This is a genomic window from Methanoregula sp. (assembly GCA_041645435.1).
Classification (GTDB): domain Archaea; phylum Halobacteriota; class Methanomicrobia; order Methanomicrobiales; family Methanospirillaceae; genus Methanoregula.
The window spans coordinates 582,205-603,400 of the sequence record JBAZQB010000002.1; the positions used below are offsets into that span (position 1 = coordinate 582,205).

Consider the following 21,196-nt stretch of genomic DNA (forward strand, 5'->3'; position numbering starts at 1 on the left):
TATCGTTATTGCTAAGGTTATTTTGCCTGGATTGCGCTCAGGCATCCGACAGATCGGAAGAGATGGACAGATGGCCGGACCGGATGAAAAACAAAGCCATGGCCTGATACAGCCCCGTGTTCCTACGTCTGGAGAAGCCGGCAGGATTCCGGAATGGATATCTTCTGAGCGTGGCTGGCTGGCTCTTATTGTTACGAGCACCGCCGCAGTCCTGCTCTTCTCCGTCTACTGCCTCTCGCACGGCATCACGATCATCTTCATGCACCTGTATTATTTCCCGATCGTGCTCCTTACTTATCGCTACCGTTATCGCGGGTTCCTTGCTGCAATGCTCCTCTCGCTTACGTATGTCGGGCTTGTCTATTTCTTTGATTCCGTACAGCCCGATATAATTACCGGTGCATGGTATCGTTTCGCCGTGTTTGTCGGGATTGCTGCAGTTGTTGCTTACCTGTCCGAGCAGCTGATGACCCGCCAGAAAGCCCTGGAGGAGAGTGAACGGAAGCTGAAGCTGCATGCAGATTTCACCACAGATTGTGAATTCTGGACCGACCCCGATGGAAATTACATGTATATCACCCCGTCCTGCAAGCCTGTTACCGGCTATAACCCGGACGAATTTTATGCAGACTCCGGCACCATGATCCGGATTATCCATCACGATGATCGCGCAGCGTTTCAGGAACACCTGGAAACCTACCGGACGAGAACCGATCCATCTCTCCTCCAGTTCCGCATGATCCGCAGGGACGGGCAGACCCGCTGGATCGAACATGTCTGCCAGGCAATGTATGACCCGCAGGGTATCCTGATCGGGCGGCGGGGGAGCAACAGGGATATCACCGAACGCATGGGACTTGAGGAGAGACTCCGTATCCAGAACAAGATCTTCGAAACCATTGCAGAAGGGATTAACTTTGTCCGGACCAGCGATGGGGTGATCGTGTACACCAATTCCAAATTCGACCGGATGTTCGGGTATGAAAAAGGCGAGCTTGTCGGCAAACCCGTTTCCGTTCTGAATGCACCCGACGAGGAGATGAGCCCCGGGGAGACTGCCCGGGAGATCATAAGAGTACTCCGTGATCGGGGAGAGTGGAAGGGAGAACTCAAGAACATCAGAAAGGACGGGACAACCTTCTGGTGCCTTGCGGTGATATCCACGTTTGAACATCCTGAATTCGGGAACGTCTGGATATCCGCTCATACCGATATCACTGCCCGCAAGCTTGCGGAAGAATCTGTCAGGAAATCGTTTGCCATCCTCAAGGGTGTTGTGGAGAGCCCGAAAGAGGTCGTGATCTTTGCTCTTGACCGGCAATACCGGTACACAGCCTTCAATGAGAACCACCGCAGGACGATGAAACAGATCTGGGGGGCAGACATCGTTTTAGGGAACAGCATGCCCGATTATATCCGGAGTCCTGAAGATCGAAAAAAAGCGGTCATCAATTTCGACCGTGCCTTTGCCGGGGAATCGTTCAGCGTGATCGAGGCCTATGGCGATACGGCGTTAGAACGCCGGTGGTATGAGGATATCTACAACCCTGTTACGGATGAAAACGGGAATGTCATCGGGCTCACGCTCTTCCTGACCGATATCACCGAACGGAAGATTGTCGAAGAGGGACTCAAAGAGAGTGAGGAGAAGTTCCGGGAGATCTTCAATAATATCAATGATGCGATTGAACTTCACGAAGTGAGGGATGACGGCCTCCCCGGGAAGTTCCTGGAAGTCAACGAGGTTACCTGCCGGATGCTGGGATACACCCGGGAGGAACTGCTCCAGCACAGCCCGCTCGATTTTGCCACGGATTACCACAATCGCCCGATTGAGGATATTGGTAAGGAGATCATCACCAGGGGGCATTCACGGTTTGAGACCGGACACCGGAACAGGGATGGGATAGTCATTCCGGTTGAGATCAACGCCCATGTTCTCAGACACGATGATAAAACACTGGTGCTCTCTGTTGTCCGGGATATCACCGAGCGCAAGCGGGTCGAGGAGGCGCTCCGGGCCAGCGAAGGCCACCTGCGCACGCTGGTGCAGACCCTCCCCGACCTGATCTGGCTGAAGGATTCAGAGGGTATCTACCTCTCCTGCAACACCATGTTCGAGCGGTTCTTTGGTGCAAAAGAAGCCGATATTGTCGGCAAGACGGATCATGATTTTGTTAAAAAGGACCTGGCCGACTTCTTCCGAGAGCGGGATCGTATCGCCATGGAAGCGAAAAGGCCGGTGATCAACGAGGAATGGATCACTTTTGCCGATGATGGCCACCGTGCCCTTTTAGAAACCATCAAGACGCCGATGTATGATACCTATGGAAAACTCATCGGGGTCCTGGGCATCGGGCGCGATATCACCGGGCGCAAGAAGGCCGAAGAAGCAATACTGAAAAGCGAGCGGGAGTGGCAGACAACGTTCAATGCCATTACTGATGCGGTCTTCCTGCTCGATGACAAAGGACGGATTATCCGGCACAACCGTGCCTTTGAAACATTTACCGGAAAACCTGCCGATGAGATTGATGGCAGGTATTGTTTCGAGATCATGCATAGTACCGCCAACCCAATCGAAGGCTGCCCGATGGAGAAAGCAAAAAAGAGCCGGCAGCGCGAGAGCCTTGAACTGAAGATCGGTAACCGGTGGTTTGTTGCCGCAGTTGACCCGGTTTTTTCCGGAAATGGTGAAATTTCCGGAGGTGTTCACCTCCTGATTGATATTACAGAACGGAGACTGGCAGAAGACGCCCTGCGCCAGAGCGAAGAGCGGTTCCGTACCTTAAGCGAAGCATCCCTGACGGGGATTTATATTTTCCTGGATGGTGTCATCCGGTATGCCAACCCCACGTTTGCGGGAATGTACGGGTATGCTCCTGAGGAAATGATCGGAATGGACCCCATGACCCTGGTCCATCCCGACGATCGGGCACTAGTCAGGGAAAAGATGCAGGGCCGTCTTGACCACAAGGAGAAGATCAGCGTGTATGAATGCAGGATGGTGACCCGGGACAGACGGACCATCCATGTCAGTATCATGGGGGCACTGATCCCGTACCAGGGCCGGCCTGCGATCTCCGGTAACCTGCTGGATATCACGGAACGGAAAGTGGCAGAAGAAGCGCTCCGCGAGAGTGAGGAACGGTACCGCATCCTGTTTGACGAGTCCCCGGTCTCTCTCTGGGAAGAGGACTTATCCGATATCAGGTTCTGGATGGACACAAAAAGAGAAGAAGGGGTCAGGGATTTCAAAACCTACTTTGAGACGCACCCGGAAGATGTCCGGTCCTGTGTCAGGATGGTGAATGTAACACGGATCAACCGCACAAGCATGACCCTCTTCGGTGCGCATTCCCTGCAGGAATTTTCCGACAGCCTGTCATCAGTTTTTACCCCCGAATCATACGATTCATTCCGGGAAGAACTCGTAGCAATAAGCATGGGAAAGACCTGGTTTGAGTGCGAGGTCCCCCTCCAGACCGTGTCGGCTGAAAGGAAGATCGCGTTACTGAAAATGATCGTGGTCCCCGGCTTTGAACAGACGCTTAATAAAGTGGTCATTTCGCTTCTCGATATCACGGAACGCAAAAAGATGGAGGATGCGCTCCGGCAGGCGAACAGGAAGATCACCATGCTCTCCTCCATCACGCGCCATGATATCAAAAACCAGCTCCTGACATTACGTGGCTTCCTTGGACTCTCCCAGATGAACACAAACGATCCTGAACTTCTCAATTTTATGAATAAAGAAGAGCGTGCTGCAGAAGCGATCAGCAACCAGATCGAGTTCACGAAATTTTATGAGGACCTCGGGGTCAAAGCCCCGGAATGGCTGGATATCCTGGAGATTATCCAGACGACGCGATCCCACTTGCCGATTCCTGATACCATTGAGGTCACTATTGATCTGCCTCCCGTGAAGGTGTTTGCTGACAGCCTTATTGAGAAAGTATTCTACAATCTCATGGAGAACACGCTCCGCCACGGTGAGACAGTCAGCCGGATCCGGTTCTCGTTTTATGAAACAGCCCGCGGGGCGGAGGTCGTGTACGAGGACAACGGGGTCGGTATATCCCAGGAAGACAAGCAGCATCTCTTCCAGAAAGGTTTTGGCAAAAATACCGGTCTTGGCCTCTTCCTCTCGCAGGAAATCCTTGCCATTACCGGCCTGACGATCCAGGAGACCGGTGAGCCAGGGAAGGGAGTGCGGTTCGTGATCGCTGTGCCAAAAGATGGATACCGGCTCTCCGGAACTACCTGACACGCGGTCCAGGATCTTTCTTTTGGGGAATTTTGTTTTCCCACGTTTTTCACTCCACCTCCTTGACCCGGCTTGACTGGTCGGTGCCCATTTCTATCACGAATGTGTTCGCAAACTCGCCCTGCATCTCGGCGATATGGGAGATGAGGAGGATCTGGGGGAAGCGGGACTCCTGCGTGCGCAGGGTGGTTAAGAGGTTGTTCCCTCCACGCTGTCCCTCCGAAGGTTCTGTTGGTTATTCCATCTTAGGGGAAAACCGATACACTCCTTTCGGCACAAAAATCTCGAACCGTGCACCCCTTCCGGCTTCACCGGTTTCCCTGATGGAGATGCCGGTAATGGAAAGGATCTCCCGAACGAGGAACAGGCCCAGACCTTTCTTCTCTTCATAGTGCCTGTCAAAAATATTTTCTTTCATGCCGGACGGAATCCCCACACCGTTATCCTCAAAAATAATGGTGAGTCCTTCCGGGGATTCCTGATACCTGAACGTAATCTCTGTTGCAGTTTTCCCATGCAGGGCAACATTTTCAGCGAGCGTGAAAAAAACATTCTCAAGGAGTGGATCGGCGTAGATCTCCAATCCTCTGATATTGAGTTGACGGCAGAATTGAGAAATATCCAGGTGTGATATACCATGGAGGAAGGATTGTTCAACGTTTTGCCATGCAGGAGATTTTATCCCAAGACTCTGGAATAAATTTGCAAACTTCAGTGATTCTGTGATCTTCTGGACAATTCCGATCTGTTTACCAAGATATTGTTGCGTTTTTTCGTCCCGAGTGACCCGTTTTTCCAGCTCGAAATATCCTGATAGGGAAAATATTGCGTTCTGGATATCGGTAAAGGTGATAGAATTCAACAGGTTTAGTTTCTTTGTTGCCTGGTTCAGCGCTTCATCGGCCCTTTTACGCTCGGTAATGTCCCTGCCTTCCGGGATGAGCAGGATTACTCTCCCCGATTCATCCTTCACCGGTTTTATCGAGAAATCGATGTAATGGAGGCTTCCGTCAACACCGGGGTGTGTTGCTTCAAAGCGGACAAATTCTCCCCGGGCTGCATCCTGAACAGCGACACGGAGTTTTGCCTGCAGTTCTTCAGAATGGACCCACCACGGGGTATCCCAGAACAGTTTACCTGCAACATCTGATTCCTGCAGCCCGATGAATTCCAGGGAGGAACGGTTTGCTTCGAGAATCCTCCCTTCCGGAGTCAGCAGTCCGGTGAACTGGTACGTCTGGTCGAAGATTGCCCGGTATTTACGTTCGCTCTCCCGCAATGCATCCTCTGCCCTCTTGCGGGCAGAGATGTCACGGAGGATGCCCTCCACACCGGCAGGTGTTCCGCCGGGCCCGTAATTGATATGGCTGGATGTCGAGACTGTGATCGGGGTCCCGTCTTTTTGTTTCAGGGTCACTTCATAGTCCCGGACAATACCTTCCCTGCCAAGCGCAGCAAGGAACGTCTTCCGGTCATCAGGGTTCAGGTAGATCTGTCCGGCAATGTCCCTGCCGATCAGTTCATCTGTGGTATTGTAACCGAACAGTTCTGCACCGAAAGGAGACATCATGACAAGCTTGCCATCCTGGTCGGTCCGGTAGAAAACGTCCTGGATGCTGTCAAGGATGGTACGGTATTTCCTTTCGCTTTCGACGAGAGCCTCTTCAGCTTTTTTCCGTTTCCGTATGTTGAACATGAGAACGAGAACACAGATTATGAGGATGAGGATGGCAAGGACCGCGACCACAACCTCAAAAAGGTACAGGTCGAGGATGCCCGGCACTCGGTTGATGACCATGGAGCCTGCCGGGAGCCGGTCAACAGGAATCGAGAACCGATCGAGCTGGTCCTGGTCAAACATATAGATGGTTGTGTCACCTGTATTGACGGGAACTGCCGTTACAGGTTCGCCCTTGAGAACCCGGACTGCCATTGTACCTGCAACCTCGCCTTCGTGCCGGCCGGAGAGGATGCTCCCCCCGATTGCCCCGTGTCCCATGGCCATATCATACATGGAAAAGACCGGCACGGGAGCGTTGGCTTTCAGGAGCGCCATTACCCGGTCATGGTCCATGACCATCCCTGCCCGATCACGGGTAAACGCACTGATGATCACCGAACCTGCGGGAAACGAGCGGACAGTCGTGGCCATCTCATCGAAGGTGATGTTGGTGATATAGATGAATTCCGCACGATCCCTGTACGGGGATTCTGCGTTCCTGATCCGATCTGCTATCCCTCTGCCAGTTTCGGTATCCTCATACAGGATATAGATCCTGCTGGTTGACGGGAAGAGGATGAAAACCGAGGAAAGGGTTTTTTCCGGGGAAATCTCTTCGATCTTACCGGTGATATTGGCGCGCTGGGCAGGGGTCAGGAGCGCGTAATTGTTCACCCCGGAAAAGACCACGGGTGCATCACCGAAGATATCACCGCGGTGTCCGATTACATAATTGAGAGCTGCATCGTCCGTGGTAAGGATCACATCGAACGGGCGGGAGCCATATTTATTGAGGTACACCCCGGTTACGTTGTCAATAGTCTTTTTGTCAGGGTAGTTCTTCCAGTCAAGGTATTCAACCGATACCGAGAGGTTCAGGCCGGATTTTCCGAGTGCATCGATGATCCCGTCCGACTGGCTGGCAGTCCAGACAAACGTGGGGTGGTACGAGTTCAGGACAAGGACGTTACGGACATGGCCGGGCTGATCCGGAAGGGCAAAAACAGGCGATGTAATGAGGCAGAGGAGAAAAAGCACGAGAAGGAATAATCTTTGAAACCTGCCCGAGGATCGCATACCTGGCATCTCACGGCTCACATTCATAATATCCTCATGGAATCACCAAGGAATATTGCCGACAATGTTCACGGAATTTCCCTGCCGTTGGATGTCTTTATATTCTCATTTGATTTAAACGCTGTGACTGCTTCCGCGTGCGGGAAAAAAAATTTATTTGCGGATCCGTTCCGCCATTGCCTTGCCGGCTGCGAATGCTTTGTCCAGCTCGGGAGCGTCCGGGACATAGAGGACTTCTTGCGATCCGACAACCGTGAACCCGGCTGTCTTCAGCTCATCAGCTACGATCCTGACGGCGCCGCCCTTGCCGCCCATAGACCCGAAGGTGAGGGCAAACCGCTCACCGGTCCGGTTGAAGTGTAAGCCCTTGAGATAGTACAGCAGGTCCCCGATGCTCGGGTAGGGCATGTCGTTGAGGGTCGGGACGCCAACCATGATCGCCTTTGAGTCCAGGATGTGCTTGACGATCTCGGAACGCTCGTCATCGTGGAGGTTGAAGACCTTCACGTCGCATCCTCCCGCGATGACCCCTTCTGCTAGCCCGTGGGCGAGCATCTTCGTCGACCCGTGCATGGTGTCGTAGATGATCGTCACCTTGTTCTTCATGGATGAGCCTGATGCCCAGCCCACGTACGCCCCGATGACTTTACCGGGGTCTGTCCAGATCTGTCCGTGCGAGGGGGCGATCATCTTTACCTTCTCGATCAGGCCAAGGCCGGTCAGTTCCTCGGCTTTCTTCAAAAAGAGCGGTGTCAAGGGAACGATCAGGTTGGCGTAAAACTTCTGCGTGGCATCCATCAGGACGTGCTCGGGAATCTCAGTGTCCAGCCGTTTCGCGCAGCAGATGTGCTGGCCGAATGCATCGTTCGGGAAGAGAATCCCCTTCTCCGCGTACAGCGTGAACATCGAGTCCGGCCAGTGGAGGAGCGGTGCCTGGACAAAGGCAAGCGTCTTGTCGCCAAGGTCAAGCGTCTCACCGGTCTTCACATGGTGGAAGTCAGCTCCGGCAAGGGCCGGGAAGTGCTTGAGTAGTCCTTTCTCTGCAATTTCAGTACAGTAGATCGGTGCTTTCGGGAACTTCTTGTGGATCTCGACAAGAGCACCGGAATGGTCCTTCTCCACATGGTTCTGGACGATGATATCGATCTGTTCCTTCTTCCCCTCCTTTACAAATGCGTCGGCAATGCGGGCCCACATCTGGGCAGAGTGGCCCGGGTACACGTTGTCGATCAGCGCGGTCTTTTTACCAAAGACCAGGTAGCAGTTATAGGACGTTCCGTCAAGGGTGTAACCGTGGTAGGTCCGCAGGTCCCAGTCCAGCGACCCGACCCAGTACACGCCATCAGCGATCTTGTAGGATTCGGCTTTCATGGTTCTCACTTTGTTCGTAATAATACGAATGTTCTATTGTATGCGAACAAATTATATATGAATGTTGCGAAACTTAATAGCAGGATATGAAAACGCAACCGCTTACAAAGAAACGATCGCCCTTATCCCGACCGGATGACCCGTCGGCTATCGGGCTCTTTTCCACTCCTGCCGGCATACGGACGGTCCAGTCCCCGGTTCGCGTGAAGATCCTCTCGGTGATCAGCACCCGCGATCTTACGTTCGAGGAGATCGTCTTACTCTCCGGCCGGGCCAAGTCCACCGTCTCGGTCCACCTCAAGGGACTGGAGCATGACGGGATTATCGGTTCAAGGATCGATCCAAAGGATGAACGGAAAAAGATCTTCTTTTTCCGGTCACACTCCCTGGGAAACCTCACGGGTGGTATTATGGTTGATGATGGAGCGGACCGGGCAGGCCAGCTGATTGCCGGTGATGATCCGTTTGGTTTTTACCGGTACATGTTCCGCACGATCCGGGTCTCGCTCCTTTCTGAAGGGATCAATATTGACCCGGTGCTGCGCGAATCCGGGAACCGGGTAGGCCGCACGATAGCGGCAAACCTCGCGGACAAGGAACTTTCCGTGCTGCTGGAAAAACTCGGGAACTTCTGGCGGAAACATAACCTCGGGACGCTGGAAGTCGAGTCGCTTGCACCACTGACCCTGCGGGCGTTTGACTGTTTTGAGTGCGGGAATCTCCCGCAGCTCGGCCGGCCGGCCTGTGCCTTTGACTCCGGGATCCTCGAGGAGGTATTTTCAGAACATTTCAGAAAACGTCAGCAGGTCGATGAAACGGCCTGTTTTGCCATGGGCGATGATCACTGCCGGTTCGTCATCACACCCCGGTAAGGCTCTTCATATTTTTTTTTAAAGCGGTTCCCTGTTTTCGCCGCTCCCGGTACCTGCTATTTTCTCACTCCACTTCCTTGACCCGGCTCGCCCCGTCTGCGCTCATTTCTATCACGAGCGTGTTTGCAAACTCGCCCTGCATCAATAGCGCGACACCGGAACCTAAGGGATTGCATAGTGCTTGAGAATCCATCAGGTAATGGGGAAAGCCTCATTTTCACCCATCGCCCAGTATGTTAATAAGGAGTGTACTCCAAGAACTCCTCAATTGCTCCAGAGAATAATTCCATATAGGTGTAATCCATGGACGCTCCCCCTTTCGAACATCTCCGCAGGTTTTTTGAACGAATAAAGAATGTCGGCTTTTTCGAACGTCTTTTTTCATGGAATGGCATTGTATCTTCCGGGTACGATGCGTTCGGGGAATACCAGCGTCTCCAGAATCTTGTGCAGGAAAAGGATGCTGAAATAGCCGGACTTGTTTCAAAAAACCGGGATCTCTCCCAGAGTCTGGAGTACCAGCAGCAGCAGGCAACGCGTCTCCAGCAGGATCTTTCATCAGAACAACTTCGCACCCGGTCCCTGAACGAAAAGATCATTGAAAAAGAACGAGAGCGGGCAACATTTGCAGAAGCACAGGCTAACAGCGAGGATCACATTCTCCGGTTGAAGAGCGATATGGTCACGCTTGCAGCAAAGAACGAGGATCTGCAAGGAAAGATCAATGAACGGGAAAATGAAGCCGGCGGACTGGTGGCAGCGGATAAGAAAAACCGCGAAACGATCCAAAAACTCAATGAGGATATCACCACTCTCACCGTAAAAAGTGAAAACCTGAATGCCCAGCTTACAGCCGTCAAGCAGGAATTATCCCAGTATCACCAGATCGAAGAGGACCGCCTGCGGGAGCATGACCAGCGTGTCACCGCACTCAATTCACTCCGTCAGCAGCTCGAAGATGACCGCCTCCGGTTGCAGGCCGAGCGGAATGAAGAGATCCGTTCAGAGTATGCCAAGATGGAGCAGACCTGGAAGAAGCACGAGGAAGTTGTCGAGCAATCTCTGCGATCGATCTGCCAGCGGCACACCATTGAGTACTGCGATAAGGAAAAATTCCCTGTATCCGGGAAAAAGCCTGATAATTCACTCATCATAGCAGACCAGTACGTCATCTTCGATGCCAAGAGCCCGAAGAATTCCGATGAACTCGGGAATTTCCCGCTGTATATCAAGACCCAGGCAGAGGCAGCGAAAAAGTATGCCAAAGAAGAGAATGTCAAGAAGGATATTTTCCTTGTTGTCCCGGCCAACACGGTCGGGTTTCTGGATGATTTCCATCTCGACATGGCTGATTACCAGGTGTATATTGTCACTCACGAATGCCTTGAACCGGTTGTCCTTGCTCTCCGGAAGATCGAGGATTACCAGTTTGTCGATCAGCTGAGCCCGGAAGACCGGGAGAAGATCTGCCATGTCATCGGCAAGTTTGCGCATGCAACAAAGCGCCGGATGCAGGTTGACACGTACTTCTTCAATGAATTCCTGGGTCTTCTCAAGAGCTGCGAATCCCTCCCGGATGAGATCCTCAAGAAGGTCGTGGATTACGAGAAAGCGGAGAAGATGAATCCCCCGATGGAGAAGCGCAAGAAACTTATCCCAATTAAGGAACTTGAGCACGGTGTCAAAGCGATAACCAAAGAAGCGGAAGCCCGTGAGATCGATGTCACGGCAGTGACGAAAGAAAAGATCGAAACGATCCCGCTCGACAAGTTCTTAGAATAAATCCCGCCATTTTTTCTCCCGGCAGGTAGACCACATATCATGCCAGCGCAATCTTCCCTGGATTCCTTTGATAGGAATGTCTCTATTGATTACGGACTTCCCGGGGAACAGCTGGATTCCGTCATCAGTCGTTTTGTGACAGCGGCAAAAGAAGATCCTTTCATGAGCTGGTTGCTTCTTCCCACAAAAAGACTCGTCCTGTATGTCGCCGGGCAACTGACGGAGAGAAATATTCCCTTCATCTCTTCCCGCATCTGCACTCCTGAAGGATTTTGCAGGATACTGTTTGAAGAGAACCGGACGACCGAGCAGGTCCTGTCAAGGAGTGAATCGAAACTCCTGCTCAGCGATCTTCTTGAGGAAAATGCAGAAGAGGTCCCACTTTTCATCACCCACGATCATCCGAATCCGGGAACGCTCAATGATCTCATGCAGTTCATGCATGTCACGCTGATGAGGAAGGTTGCGTTTCCTGAATGCCTTCTGAATCTCCAGAGTGAAAAAAGTGATCAGCTAGACACGATTATCATTCAATACCGGAACCGGTTGAGGGAACTGGATCTTTTCGATGATGATACGATCTTTGAATGGACGATCGATTACCTGGACCGCTGCGAATCATCCCCTCTCGGCACCGTATTTTTCTATGGCTTTCACGAGCCTGATCCGCTTGAACAGGATTTATTGGACACCATAGAGGAGCATGCAGGGAACGTTTCCATTTTTATTCCTGAGGGTATTGATCAAAATATTTTCAGGAACCATGCTGCGATGGGAAACCCGGCCGGCACTCAACCGGTACCTGATCTATCTTCACTCCCGGCTAAGATCTCCGGTATCTTCTCGGAAACCGGTGAGCTCAAAGCCGGGGATCTTTTCCGGGTGCAGACATTTCCCTCGCGGTATGCCGAAGTATATGGTATCGCAGCGGAGATCGGCCGGCTCAATGCTGCCGGTACACCCCTTTCCGATATTGCCGTAGTTTTTCCGGATCTCCATGGAGGAGATTACGGTCTCATCGATGAGGTATTCAAGGAGTTTGCTATTCCCTGGAACTCTGCCGTCAGCCCGAAATTATCCCGGGCCCCGGTCATCCAGTTTCTGTCCGGTATTGCCGGTCTCGTTGCACGCGGGTACGCCCGCGAGGATCTTGTCCGGCTGATCGGCAGCTCGTTTTTTACCAAAGAAACTGTTCCGGGCGGAACGTTCCCGTTGCGGTCTGCTGAGGTTGACCTGGTATCCCGGTATGCCCGGATAGATGGCCCTCACCCTGACTGGATACGACAACTGGCATGGCTCCATACAGAATTACAGGACCTGGAACGGGCAAAGAACTACCCGGGTATTTCGGTTCATACCGTAGAACGCGTGCTGGATGGGATCCGGCACCTCATCAGCGATCTGGATGCTCTTTCGGGAAAGAAACTGCTCCGGGATCATATCAGCGGGTTTAAAAATTTCATAAAATCCCGTAACCTCCCCCATCTCTATGCCGCACCGGAAGAACGCATCAAAGACCGGGAAATACAGGCATGTAAAAAGTTCTCTTCCCTTCTTGAGGCTCTCGCTCATGCTGCGTGGATTCCAGCCGATGAATCCATCGATGCACAGGAATTCTCCCGGTTAATTTCCTCCCTTGGTGAAGAGGGGGATGAGAGTGGGTTGCAGGATTCCAATGGTGTTGCTGTTCTCGGTCCCCACGAATGCCAGCACCTCCGGTTCCCGGTTGTCTTTATCGGTGGGCTGGTTGAGGGCACGTTCCCCCGGCTGACGACCCGTCTCCCGTTCACCAACTCTTTAGAAAATACCCGGATGGGGACCCGTTCGCTTGCCGAAATTCTCCGGGAAGAACAATATTATTTCATTGCAGCCCTGCTCTCGGCCCAGAAGACAGTGTACCTGAGTGCCCCGCTGGCCGATGGGGAGAAGCCGCTGCTCACCTCCGCATTCTTCGAACGGGTCCGGATGAGAACCGGTGATCGGCCGTGGCCGGATGCTGCCGGAGTTATACCCGCATCCCGTCGCACTGCTGCGGTCCGGGCCGGTGAAAGAATATGTGATGATGAGACTTGCGCGGCTCTCGGTCTGATTCCGGGTTCACTGGGTATCAGCGATCTTGTCTCACGGATCAATATGGAGCGGTACTATCGCCGGGGCACCTGCGATTCTCCCTTTGATGGCATTCTTTCCGATGCATCGATCCGTGAAATTCTTGCCACACGGTACGGTCCGGACCATGTGTATTCCCCGACGAGTCTTGAGACCTATGCCAGCTGCCCGTTTGAATATTTCTTAAACCGGGTGATCAATCTCAAGGCCCTGCCGGAAGTGGAACCGAACCTCTCGGCCAGCGATCGCGGTACGGCTATCCACGACATCCTGAGTAATTTTTACCGGCAATGGCGTTCTGCCGGCCAGACCCGGGTTAATCCAGCCTCCCTGGTTGATGCCACCGAAATGATCCTCAGGATTGCCACGGAAGAACTGGACACGTACTCCTTCCAGAGCCCGCTCTGGGATGCAACCCGGATCCTGATGCTCGGGGACCGGCATACCGGCCCCGGGTATTTCGAACGATTCCTGGTTCATGAAACGGATGAATCTGCATCACCGCTCGTCCCGTCCCTGTTTGAATATTCCTTTGGCATGGGAACAACGGCATCGGACGATCCTGCATCATCTCCTGAGCCGGTTGAACTTGCTTCACCGGATGGTGAACGGAAGGTATTCATCCGGGGCAGGATCGACCGGATCGATCTCACACCGGACGGATACTTTTTGATCTATGATTACAAGTCCGGCTCGCAACATCCTAAAACCAAAGATATCGAGGCGGGAACTGCCCTGCAGCTGCCCCTTTACCTTCTTGCGTTTGAGAAGATCACCGGCAACCACGGAATCGGCGGGGGCTATTACACGATCCGGCGCGAGGTGGACCGGAGCATTGTGCTCGCGGATTCGGCTGCAAAGGACCTGATGATCTCCCGGCCCCGTGTTTCCAAAGATTTTGCCGGCATGATGCAGCACTCGCGGGACTGTGCGTTTGCGTATATCGACGGGATCCGGAACGGCAGTTTCCCGCTCCCCCGCGAAGAGAAATGCCCGAACACCTATTGCGAATTCAAACGGATCTGTCGCTTCGATCCCTACCGGGTCTTTGAAGTACTGGAGGAGACCTGATATGGCAGCTACTGAGCGACAGGGCGAAGCGATCACCAAACATGACCGGAGCATGGTGGTCACGGCCGGGGCCGGCACCGGCAAGACCTACGTGCTGGTCCAGAAATATATCGACCTCCTCCGGACCCGGGGCGTGACGGTGCCGCAGATTCTTGCCCTGACGTTTACTGACAAGGCCGCAGCCGAGATGAAGGAGCGGATACGGACCGAGATCCTCAGGCAGGAAGGCCCGCAATGGGAGAAGGCGGCCGAGGATTTCATGATCGCACCGGTCCAGACCTTCCATTCGTTCTGTGCACAAGTGCTCCGGGAGTTCCCGATCGAAGCCGGGCTGGAACCCGGCTTTGCCGTGCTGGATGAGCAGCAGGTCTCCCGCATCCACAGCACCGCGTACGAAGAACTGATCCATACCCGGCAGGAAGGCCCGGCCAACGAGGCGCTGGTCCATGTCCTTTCCATCACGGACCAGTACAGCTTAAAGACAATCCTCTCCGCACTCTACGGCAAGCGGGAGCAGTATGCCCGGTTCTTTGCTGCGCTTGCCGCTGATGAAAAAAAAGTGCTCGATGTGTGGAAGCGGGAAGTGGATGCATTCCGCGATGCGGAGATCGCTGCCCTGCGGAGCGATCCCTCGTTCTCATCCTGTCTCCGTACGCTGCTCGGGTTTGCATCTGCGTACGAGGGAGTAGATGACAAGGCGGCAGTGTTTCTGCAGGAGATCCGCCCGCTCCTGTGCCGGCTTGCTGAGCCTGCGGATTCTGTAGAGTACTGTTCTGCCGCGCTCGAACTGGCGTGCAGGAAACCCGGCAATATCGGGAGCAAAAAAGCCTGGAAGGATGCAGATCTCGATGACTTCAAGAAAGCCCGGAAGAACCTGGCAGAAATCCTGGAGCGGAAGAACTCCCTGTTCCGGATGACGGTCGATACTGCTGATCCGGTGATCACCGGGTCGGTCCGGTTCCTGCGGGATCTCTCTGTGGTATTCTCCCGGTATGCGGAGCTGGCCGGTAACGGGAAAGGTTCGGTCGGGGGTCTCGACTTCTCGGACCTGATCCTCCATGCCCGGCAGCTCTTCGTGGAGCAGCGGGAACTGGTGGCAACGCATTTCATGCCCCGGTTCCGGTACATCCTTGTCGACGAGTTCCAGGACACGGACCTTTCCCAGTTTGATATCATCCTCTCGATCATCGGGACGCCTTCGCCCACAACGGACTGCCTCTTCATTGTCGGCGATCCCAAGCAGTCGATCTATCTCTTCCGCGATGCGGATGTGACCCGGTTCAAGGAGGCGCAGGAGATCATCTCTGCGGCCTGCAAGGGCCGGGTGGTGAACCTTGACACCAGCTTCCGGAGCACGAAGGAAGTGATCGGTCTTTCGAACCTCATCTTCTCCCGGCTGCTTGCCTCTGCGGAGAAGCCGTGGGAGTTCGGGTACGAGCCGGTAAAAATTTCCGAAAGCCGCGCCGGTCATGACGGTTCGGTGGAACTGCTGCTTCCGCCGAAAGGAAGCGATGCGGCCGGGACCAAGCGGAACGAGGCCGGGATGCTGGCCCGGCGGATCCACAGCATCGTAAATGCACAGCCGCTTTTAGTGTACTCCGAGGAGCAGGATCATTCGTTCGTCCAGCGCCCGGCCCGGTACGGCGATATCGCGATCCTGCTTGAGGCAAGGACCAACCTCTCGTATTATCTTTCAGCGCTGGGCGAGTACGGGATCCCCTTCTATGTCCACGGGGGGACCGGGTTCTATCACCGGCAGGAAGTGTACGATCTCTGCAATATCCTCGCGTTCCTCGAACACCGGCACGACAACATCAGCCTTGCGGGCATCCTGCGGTCCCCATACTTTGGTGTAGCGGATACGGAACTCTTCAGCATTGCGCAGGAGAATGGCCGGACCCTCTGGGAGAAACTGGTTACGTACGCAGACCGGACCGGTCCCGGGCCGGCAACCCGGGCCCGCGAGCTGCTCACGTCATGGCAGCAGTACGCCGGCCGGTCCGGCCTGGTCTCGCTGCTGCGCCAGATTTTATCGGAGTCCGGGGTCTACACGGTGTATGCCGCTCTCCCGGCCGGGGAACAGATCCTTGCCAATATCGAGAAGCTCGTTAGCATGGCCCGGAACCGCGAGGAGGCGGGGAACTATGCGCTTTCTGACTTCACCGCCGATCTCCGCCAGGCGATGGACGAGGACGAGCGGGAGGGCGAGGCGCCTCTCGATGCCCTTGCAGAGAATGCCGTCAACATCATGACGGTCCATGCGGCCAAGGGCCTGGAGTTCCCCATTGTGTTTGTCCCGGACATGGGCTCTGGGTTCCGGGACCGCCCCGGCCCCATCATGATTGGGGACAACCCGCTGATGGTGGGAGTCAGGGTCCCCAACCCCGCTGACAATTACGAGATGACGGAAAGTGCCGTCATGGTGATGCTGCGGGAGTTGCAGCGCCAGAAGGAGCGGGCCGAGAGGAAGCGTTTGTTGTATGTGGCACTGACCCGGGCCCGGGATCATCTGTTCATGAGCGGGACTGCGCCGGAGGATTCGGGTTTGTCTTTTGATCTGGGCCGGTCCCGGATTGAGTGGGTATTTACTGCTTTATCGGTGACCGGGGATGCGATTGCTGCGGGGGGACTGGTGTTGCCTTCTGACGGTCTCCGTCTTTCGATTGTTTCGGATCCATTGGCGATTCCTGCTGAGACGGGGCGGGTCTCACCTGCGCTGCTTGTTGTTCCTGAGGAATGTGCGGGGAAGGTTGGGACGTGGATTGCGCCTGTGTATTCTGCCGGACCGGAGCGGGTGAATGTTGTTTCGGTTTCGGAGCTGGAGAAGGGACCGGTTCACGCCCGGGAGCCGGGGGTTTCGAAATATTTACCGGGCGTTCCCGGGGCTGTCAAGGGCACGATCATTCATGAGGTGTTGCGGGGCCGGGATGCTGCGACGGTGCTGAAGGAATATGGGGAATATTCGGAGGAGCATGTCCGGCAGTGTGAGGAAATTGTTTCTGCTTTTTTCTCTTCGGACCTGATGAAGCGAGTGAAACGATCGTTTTGTGAAGTGCCGTTTGTTATTACTCTTGAGGGGAAGCCGGTGACGGGAAAGATCGACCGGTTGTGTGAACTTGATGATGGGACTTGGGTTGTGATCGATTACAAGAGTGAGGCGTCAGTAGATTACACTATACTTGCTGAGGAGTATGCTCTCTCGTTATCGATTTATGTTGAGGTGGCCCAGCAGATCGTGAAGAATGTTGTTGCAGCGTGGGTGTATTTTACAGAGATTGGGGAGTATCGCAAAATAGAGATCAATACCGAGCAACTTCTCGAAAAAATCAGAGGTATCCCCACAAAAAGCAAAAATCTTCCCTCATAATGAATTTATTTATTAAAAATTTGAAAAAATAATAACGGTATATTGATACTTCAAAACAATCAGGTACCTTTACAGTTATCCGGTCCTTTTGGAATTATTTCAAAATTTGAGGAATTTATGAACACAAAGGTCGAATACCCAAAGTTCGAATACTTAAAACTCGATAAACGAACGCGGGACTTAATGTGTGAAGAAATTTTACGTGCGAAAGAATCTGACAATATTTACTTCAGCACACGGTTTAATGAAATTGGCCAAAAGAATTGGATTCGATTATTGCGAACTGCAGCAGAACAATTTGATGAACATTGGCTTGCGTTTCAATTAGAAATGGCAGGTGCGATGAAACATCTCAAACCTCAAAAAAAACCGTGGGATTACACACTCGAATATGAGCCTGATTCTAGTATTGGGATCTTAGCTACCGGCCAATTCAATCGGTTCTATATGATAGCGATTTGTCGTCGTGCTTTGGAGGATAATGAACAATTCGTTATAGTTTATCGAGCCAAACAAAGACGAGAACCTCGTGAGGAATCTCAAATATTGGAAGGTACATCTAGGGATGCAAATGATCTCCTTCAGGAACTTAGAAATAAAGAACTTTGTCTCAAATGTGAAATTTCGCGAATAAATTCCGGACTTTCACTAGACTATGAATCGTTATCGTGAATTGACTGAATATTATTGACTGCTAAATTAAAATCTTCAACGGAGAAAAATGGACGTTCTTCAAGAAATCTTGGCTTGGAGTAAAGATTTACCCCATTGGCAAAATGATGCTATTGTGCGTTTGTTCGAGAATCACACTCCTTCAGCTGATGATATTGAAGATCTCTATGCCCTTCTCAAATCTGAACATGGAATTCCTGATCCAAAAAAACGCAAACCTCAAAAATTAAAATCAGATCAAATAGCCATTCCAGTAAACCCTAGAGTCCACATCGAATTATTGGGTATTAAAAACCTTGTGAATGTTAATGCAATCGCTGATAAGCAAAAACTATTACTTGGCCCAACCGGATTAACCGTGATTTATGGAGATAATGGTTCGGGGAAATCTGGTTATTCCCGGGTTCTGAAACGGGCTTGTCGTGCCAGAGATCAAACTGAGCAGATCCTTCCAAATGCATATCTTCATCCGTCTAAAACTGGAAAAGCGGAAGCCATCTTTGAACTAAGAGTTAATGATGTTGATCAAGAAGTAGTGTGGATTGATGGAAAGCCCGCCCCAGAATTACTTTCAACAATTGCTATATTTGATCATTATTGTGCCCGTGCATATCTTGACAAAGAAGGAGATTTCTCGTATATCCCTTATGGGTTTGATATTTTTGATGGTTTAGTGAAAATTTGTGATACACTTAAATTAAAAATTTCGAATGAAATTGACCAAAATGTTCCTGATGTGGAATCTCTATCTGAGTTATCCGGATCAACATCTGTTGGTTGTCTCGTTGAGAATTTGTCGAGCGCAACCGAAAATAAACAGGTAGAAAAATTAGCGACCCTCGCACCCGAAGAAATTGCTCAACACGGTCGGTTATTTAAAAATATTCACGAAATTGACCCCAAAGGCAAAGCAAATCAATTGCGAATTAAATGCCGCCGGATAAATCGCCTCCTTGAGATTATTAATGAGAAAACCATTGCAGTTAATGATACAAACTTGGCCCATCTCGAAAAATTCGATAAGGATTATCTGGCCGCTCATTTAGCAGCGGAAATTGCTGCCAACAACTTCAAAATAACCGGGGATTACCTTCCAGGAACTGGTGGAGAAGCGTGGAGAGAGTTATTCGATGCTGCCCGAAAGTTTTCGAAAGAAGCATACCCCGATAAACTATTTCCACATATCGAAGACGGAGCCAAATGTCCTTTATGCCAACAGCTTCTCGAAAGGGGGGCTAAACACTTTCAACTGTTTGAGGATTATATCCATCAGGAAACAGAGAAAAATTCTCGGGAACATTTCAATTCCCTTTCTGAAGCGAAACGAAATTTTAGTCTCCTTGATGTATCGGTTGGTCTTGATGATGAAATTCTTGAAGAGATCTCTCAATCTGATAAAAATCTTGCAAAAAAATGCCAAAGATACCAAAAATCTTTAATTGACCGCTATTCAGAAATTCTGTCGGCGTTTACATCTCATATTTGGACAAATATTGCACCACTCTCAAATTGCCCCGTTGAAGAGCTCTCCGTATTAATGGTTAATCTCGATAACGAGGCTGATATATTAGAACGGATGGTGGATAACTCTGCACGAAAATCTTTGGAGACTCAATTCTATGAATATGACTCCAGAATGAAGTTATCAAAAAGTAAAGGTGCCGTTCTCGCAGTAATTGAAAAAATGCGTCGGCAGTCCCAACTTAAAGAATGTTTATCAGAACTGGATACTACAGGAATCACAAAAAAAAGACATGATCTATCGCAAAATGTGATCACACCAAGTTTGTTGGGGGCGCTCAAACAAGAACTCAAAAAACTTGATGTTCTCGATCTTAATCTGAATTGGAAAAGTATAGGCAACAAGGGTAAAACAAATTATAAATTGATATTAGATCTCCCGGGTGTGAAAAATCCGAGAAATATACTTAGTGAAGGCGAACAACGGGCAATTGCCATCGCCTCATTCCTCGCAGAAGTTGATCTGAAGGGTGGATCTGCTGGTATTATTTTTGACGATCCAATCTCGTCTTTGGATCATAGGCGAAGGGAGCTTGTAGCTCAACGTTTAGTTCAAGAATCAAATAAACGTCAGGTAATTATCTTCACGCACGACCTCTATTTTTTGTTCGTATTAATTGATGAAGCAGAAAAAACAGGAATTCCTTTTGAGACTCAAAGCCTTATTAAGAAGGGACGTAACTATGGCATTCCTGAATCTGGGAATCCATTTGAAGGAATGAATACTTCAGCACGTGTCAAATTCTTAAGAGCAAAACACCAGGTAATCGCCAAAATTCACCGAGATGGTGATGAGGTAGAATTTCGAAAACAAACGAAAGAAGCTTATAGTCTCTTACGTAGTGCGTGGGAAAGGGGCGTTGAAGAAGTACTTTTGCGACAAGTTGTGTTGCGCTTCCGACAATCAATAGAAACGCAGAGACTTCGAGATGTATTTGTTGATGATTCTGACCATATACAAATAAAACAAGCCATCAATAAATGTTCAAAAATTACCGAAGCTCATGATACAGCAATGGCGATTGGAATTAGAGTTCCCCCTCCGGACGAATTATTGGAAGATATTAATACATTAGAAAAATGGCGTTTATCTGTTGAGAAGAGAAGTAATGATGTGAGGGAACGACGAAAATAACTCCATAAATTTTGATGGTGTTACTTTCACTTTCGTTTTTTAGAACTCCACAAACCTTTGATTTCTCCCGCATTTCCATAATCCGTTGTTCGTTGCCGCAACTCATAGTATTTACCTGTCACAGGATTATGAATGCGTTTTACCTTAACCGGGGGCATACTCCTCACCTTCTTGATTTAATGATAATTGTTTGATTATGTAATTAACAATTCTGGTCTTTCTCTAAGTTCAA

General features: G+C 51.3%; 10 protein-coding genes. 7 read left to right on the top strand and 3 right to left on the bottom strand.

Going from position 1 to position 21,196, the window contains the following annotated elements; genetic code table 11:
• Positions 1-70 precede the first annotated feature (70 nt).
• Entirely contained in the window at positions 71-4,267 is a 4,197-nt protein-coding gene (locus WC593_06445) for a PAS domain S-box protein (GenBank protein MFA4824783.1), read from the top strand.
• A 235-nt stretch (positions 4,268-4,502) separates the two neighbouring features.
• On the opposite strand, the gene WC593_06450 is transcribed toward WC593_06445, so the two are convergent.
• Positions 4,503-7,091, bottom strand: coding sequence for a PAS domain S-box protein (locus WC593_06450; protein MFA4824784.1), 2,589 nt, complete (start codon positions 7,089-7,091; stop codon positions 4,503-4,505).
• Positions 7,092-7,217: 126 nt separating this feature from the next.
• A complete protein-coding gene (locus WC593_06455; protein ID MFA4824785.1) occupies positions 7,218-8,435 on the bottom strand; it encodes an FprA family A-type flavoprotein in 1,218 nt (405 codons plus the stop codon).
• A gap of 86 nt (positions 8,436-8,521) precedes the next feature.
• Here WC593_06455 and WC593_06460 point away from each other — a divergent pair, with 86 nt between their 5' ends.
• Positions 8,522-9,307, top strand: a complete 786-nt coding sequence (locus WC593_06460) for a V4R domain-containing protein (GenBank protein ID MFA4824786.1) — start codon at positions 8,522-8,524, stop codon at positions 9,305-9,307.
• Positions 9,308-9,371: 64 nt separating this feature from the next.
• On the opposite strand, the gene WC593_06465 is transcribed toward WC593_06460, so the two are convergent.
• Positions 9,372-9,500, bottom strand: a complete 129-nt coding sequence (locus WC593_06465) for a hypothetical protein (protein MFA4824787.1) — start codon at positions 9,498-9,500, stop codon at positions 9,372-9,374.
• Between the two features lie 110 nt (positions 9,501-9,610).
• Between WC593_06465 and WC593_06470 the strand changes: the two genes are divergently transcribed.
• The 5 genes from WC593_06470 (at position 9,611) to WC593_06490 (ending at position 20,964) form a co-directional block, all read left to right on the top strand.
• Positions 9,611-11,089: a hypothetical protein gene (locus tag WC593_06470; GenBank protein MFA4824788.1), complete on the top strand. Its 1,479-nt coding sequence runs from the start codon at positions 9,611-9,613 to the stop codon at positions 11,087-11,089.
• Positions 11,090-11,128: 39 nt separating this feature from the next.
• The gene (locus WC593_06475; protein MFA4824789.1) at positions 11,129-14,269 is read left to right on the top strand and encodes a PD-(D/E)XK nuclease family protein; all 3,141 of its coding nucleotides are present in this window, start codon (positions 11,129-11,131) and stop codon (positions 14,267-14,269) included.
• Between the two features lies 1 nt (position 14,270).
• A complete protein-coding gene (locus tag WC593_06480) occupies positions 14,271-17,636 on the top strand; it encodes a UvrD-helicase domain-containing protein (protein ID MFA4824790.1) in 3,366 nt (1,121 codons plus the stop codon).
• A 183-nt stretch (positions 17,637-17,819) separates the two neighbouring features.
• Entirely contained in the window at positions 17,820-18,308 is a 489-nt protein-coding gene (locus WC593_06485) for a hypothetical protein (protein MFA4824791.1), read from the top strand.
• A gap of 49 nt (positions 18,309-18,357) precedes the next feature.
• Positions 18,358-20,964 (top strand): AAA family ATPase, encoded by a 2,607-nt coding sequence (locus tag WC593_06490; GenBank protein ID MFA4824792.1) that lies wholly within the window; start codon positions 18,358-18,360, stop codon positions 20,962-20,964.
• Positions 20,965-21,196: the final 232 nt, after the last annotated feature.

Bases quoted from the DNA above. Each gene is read 5' to 3' on its own strand.
- WC593_06445 (MFA4824783.1), top strand. From the start codon at position 71: ATGGCCGGACCGGATGAAAAACAAAGCCATGGCCTGATACAGCCCCGT.
- WC593_06450 (MFA4824784.1), bottom strand. From the start codon at position 7,091: ATGAATGTGAGCCGTGAGATGCCAGGTATGCGATCCTCGGGCAGGTTT.
- WC593_06455 (MFA4824785.1), bottom strand. From the start codon at position 8,435: ATGAAAGCCGAATCCTACAAGATCGCTGATGGCGTGTACTGGGTCGGG.
- WC593_06460 (MFA4824786.1), top strand. From the start codon at position 8,522: ATGAAAACGCAACCGCTTACAAAGAAACGATCGCCCTTATCCCGACCG.
- WC593_06465 (MFA4824787.1), bottom strand. From the start codon at position 9,500: ATGGATTCTCAAGCACTATGCAATCCCTTAGGTTCCGGTGTCGCGCTA.
- WC593_06470 (MFA4824788.1), top strand. From the start codon at position 9,611: ATGGACGCTCCCCCTTTCGAACATCTCCGCAGGTTTTTTGAACGAATA.
- WC593_06475 (MFA4824789.1), top strand. From the start codon at position 11,129: ATGCCAGCGCAATCTTCCCTGGATTCCTTTGATAGGAATGTCTCTATT.
- WC593_06480 (MFA4824790.1), top strand. From the start codon at position 14,271: ATGGCAGCTACTGAGCGACAGGGCGAAGCGATCACCAAACATGACCGG.
- WC593_06485 (MFA4824791.1), top strand. From the start codon at position 17,820: ATGTGTGAAGAAATTTTACGTGCGAAAGAATCTGACAATATTTACTTC.
- WC593_06490 (MFA4824792.1), top strand. From the start codon at position 18,358: ATGGACGTTCTTCAAGAAATCTTGGCTTGGAGTAAAGATTTACCCCAT.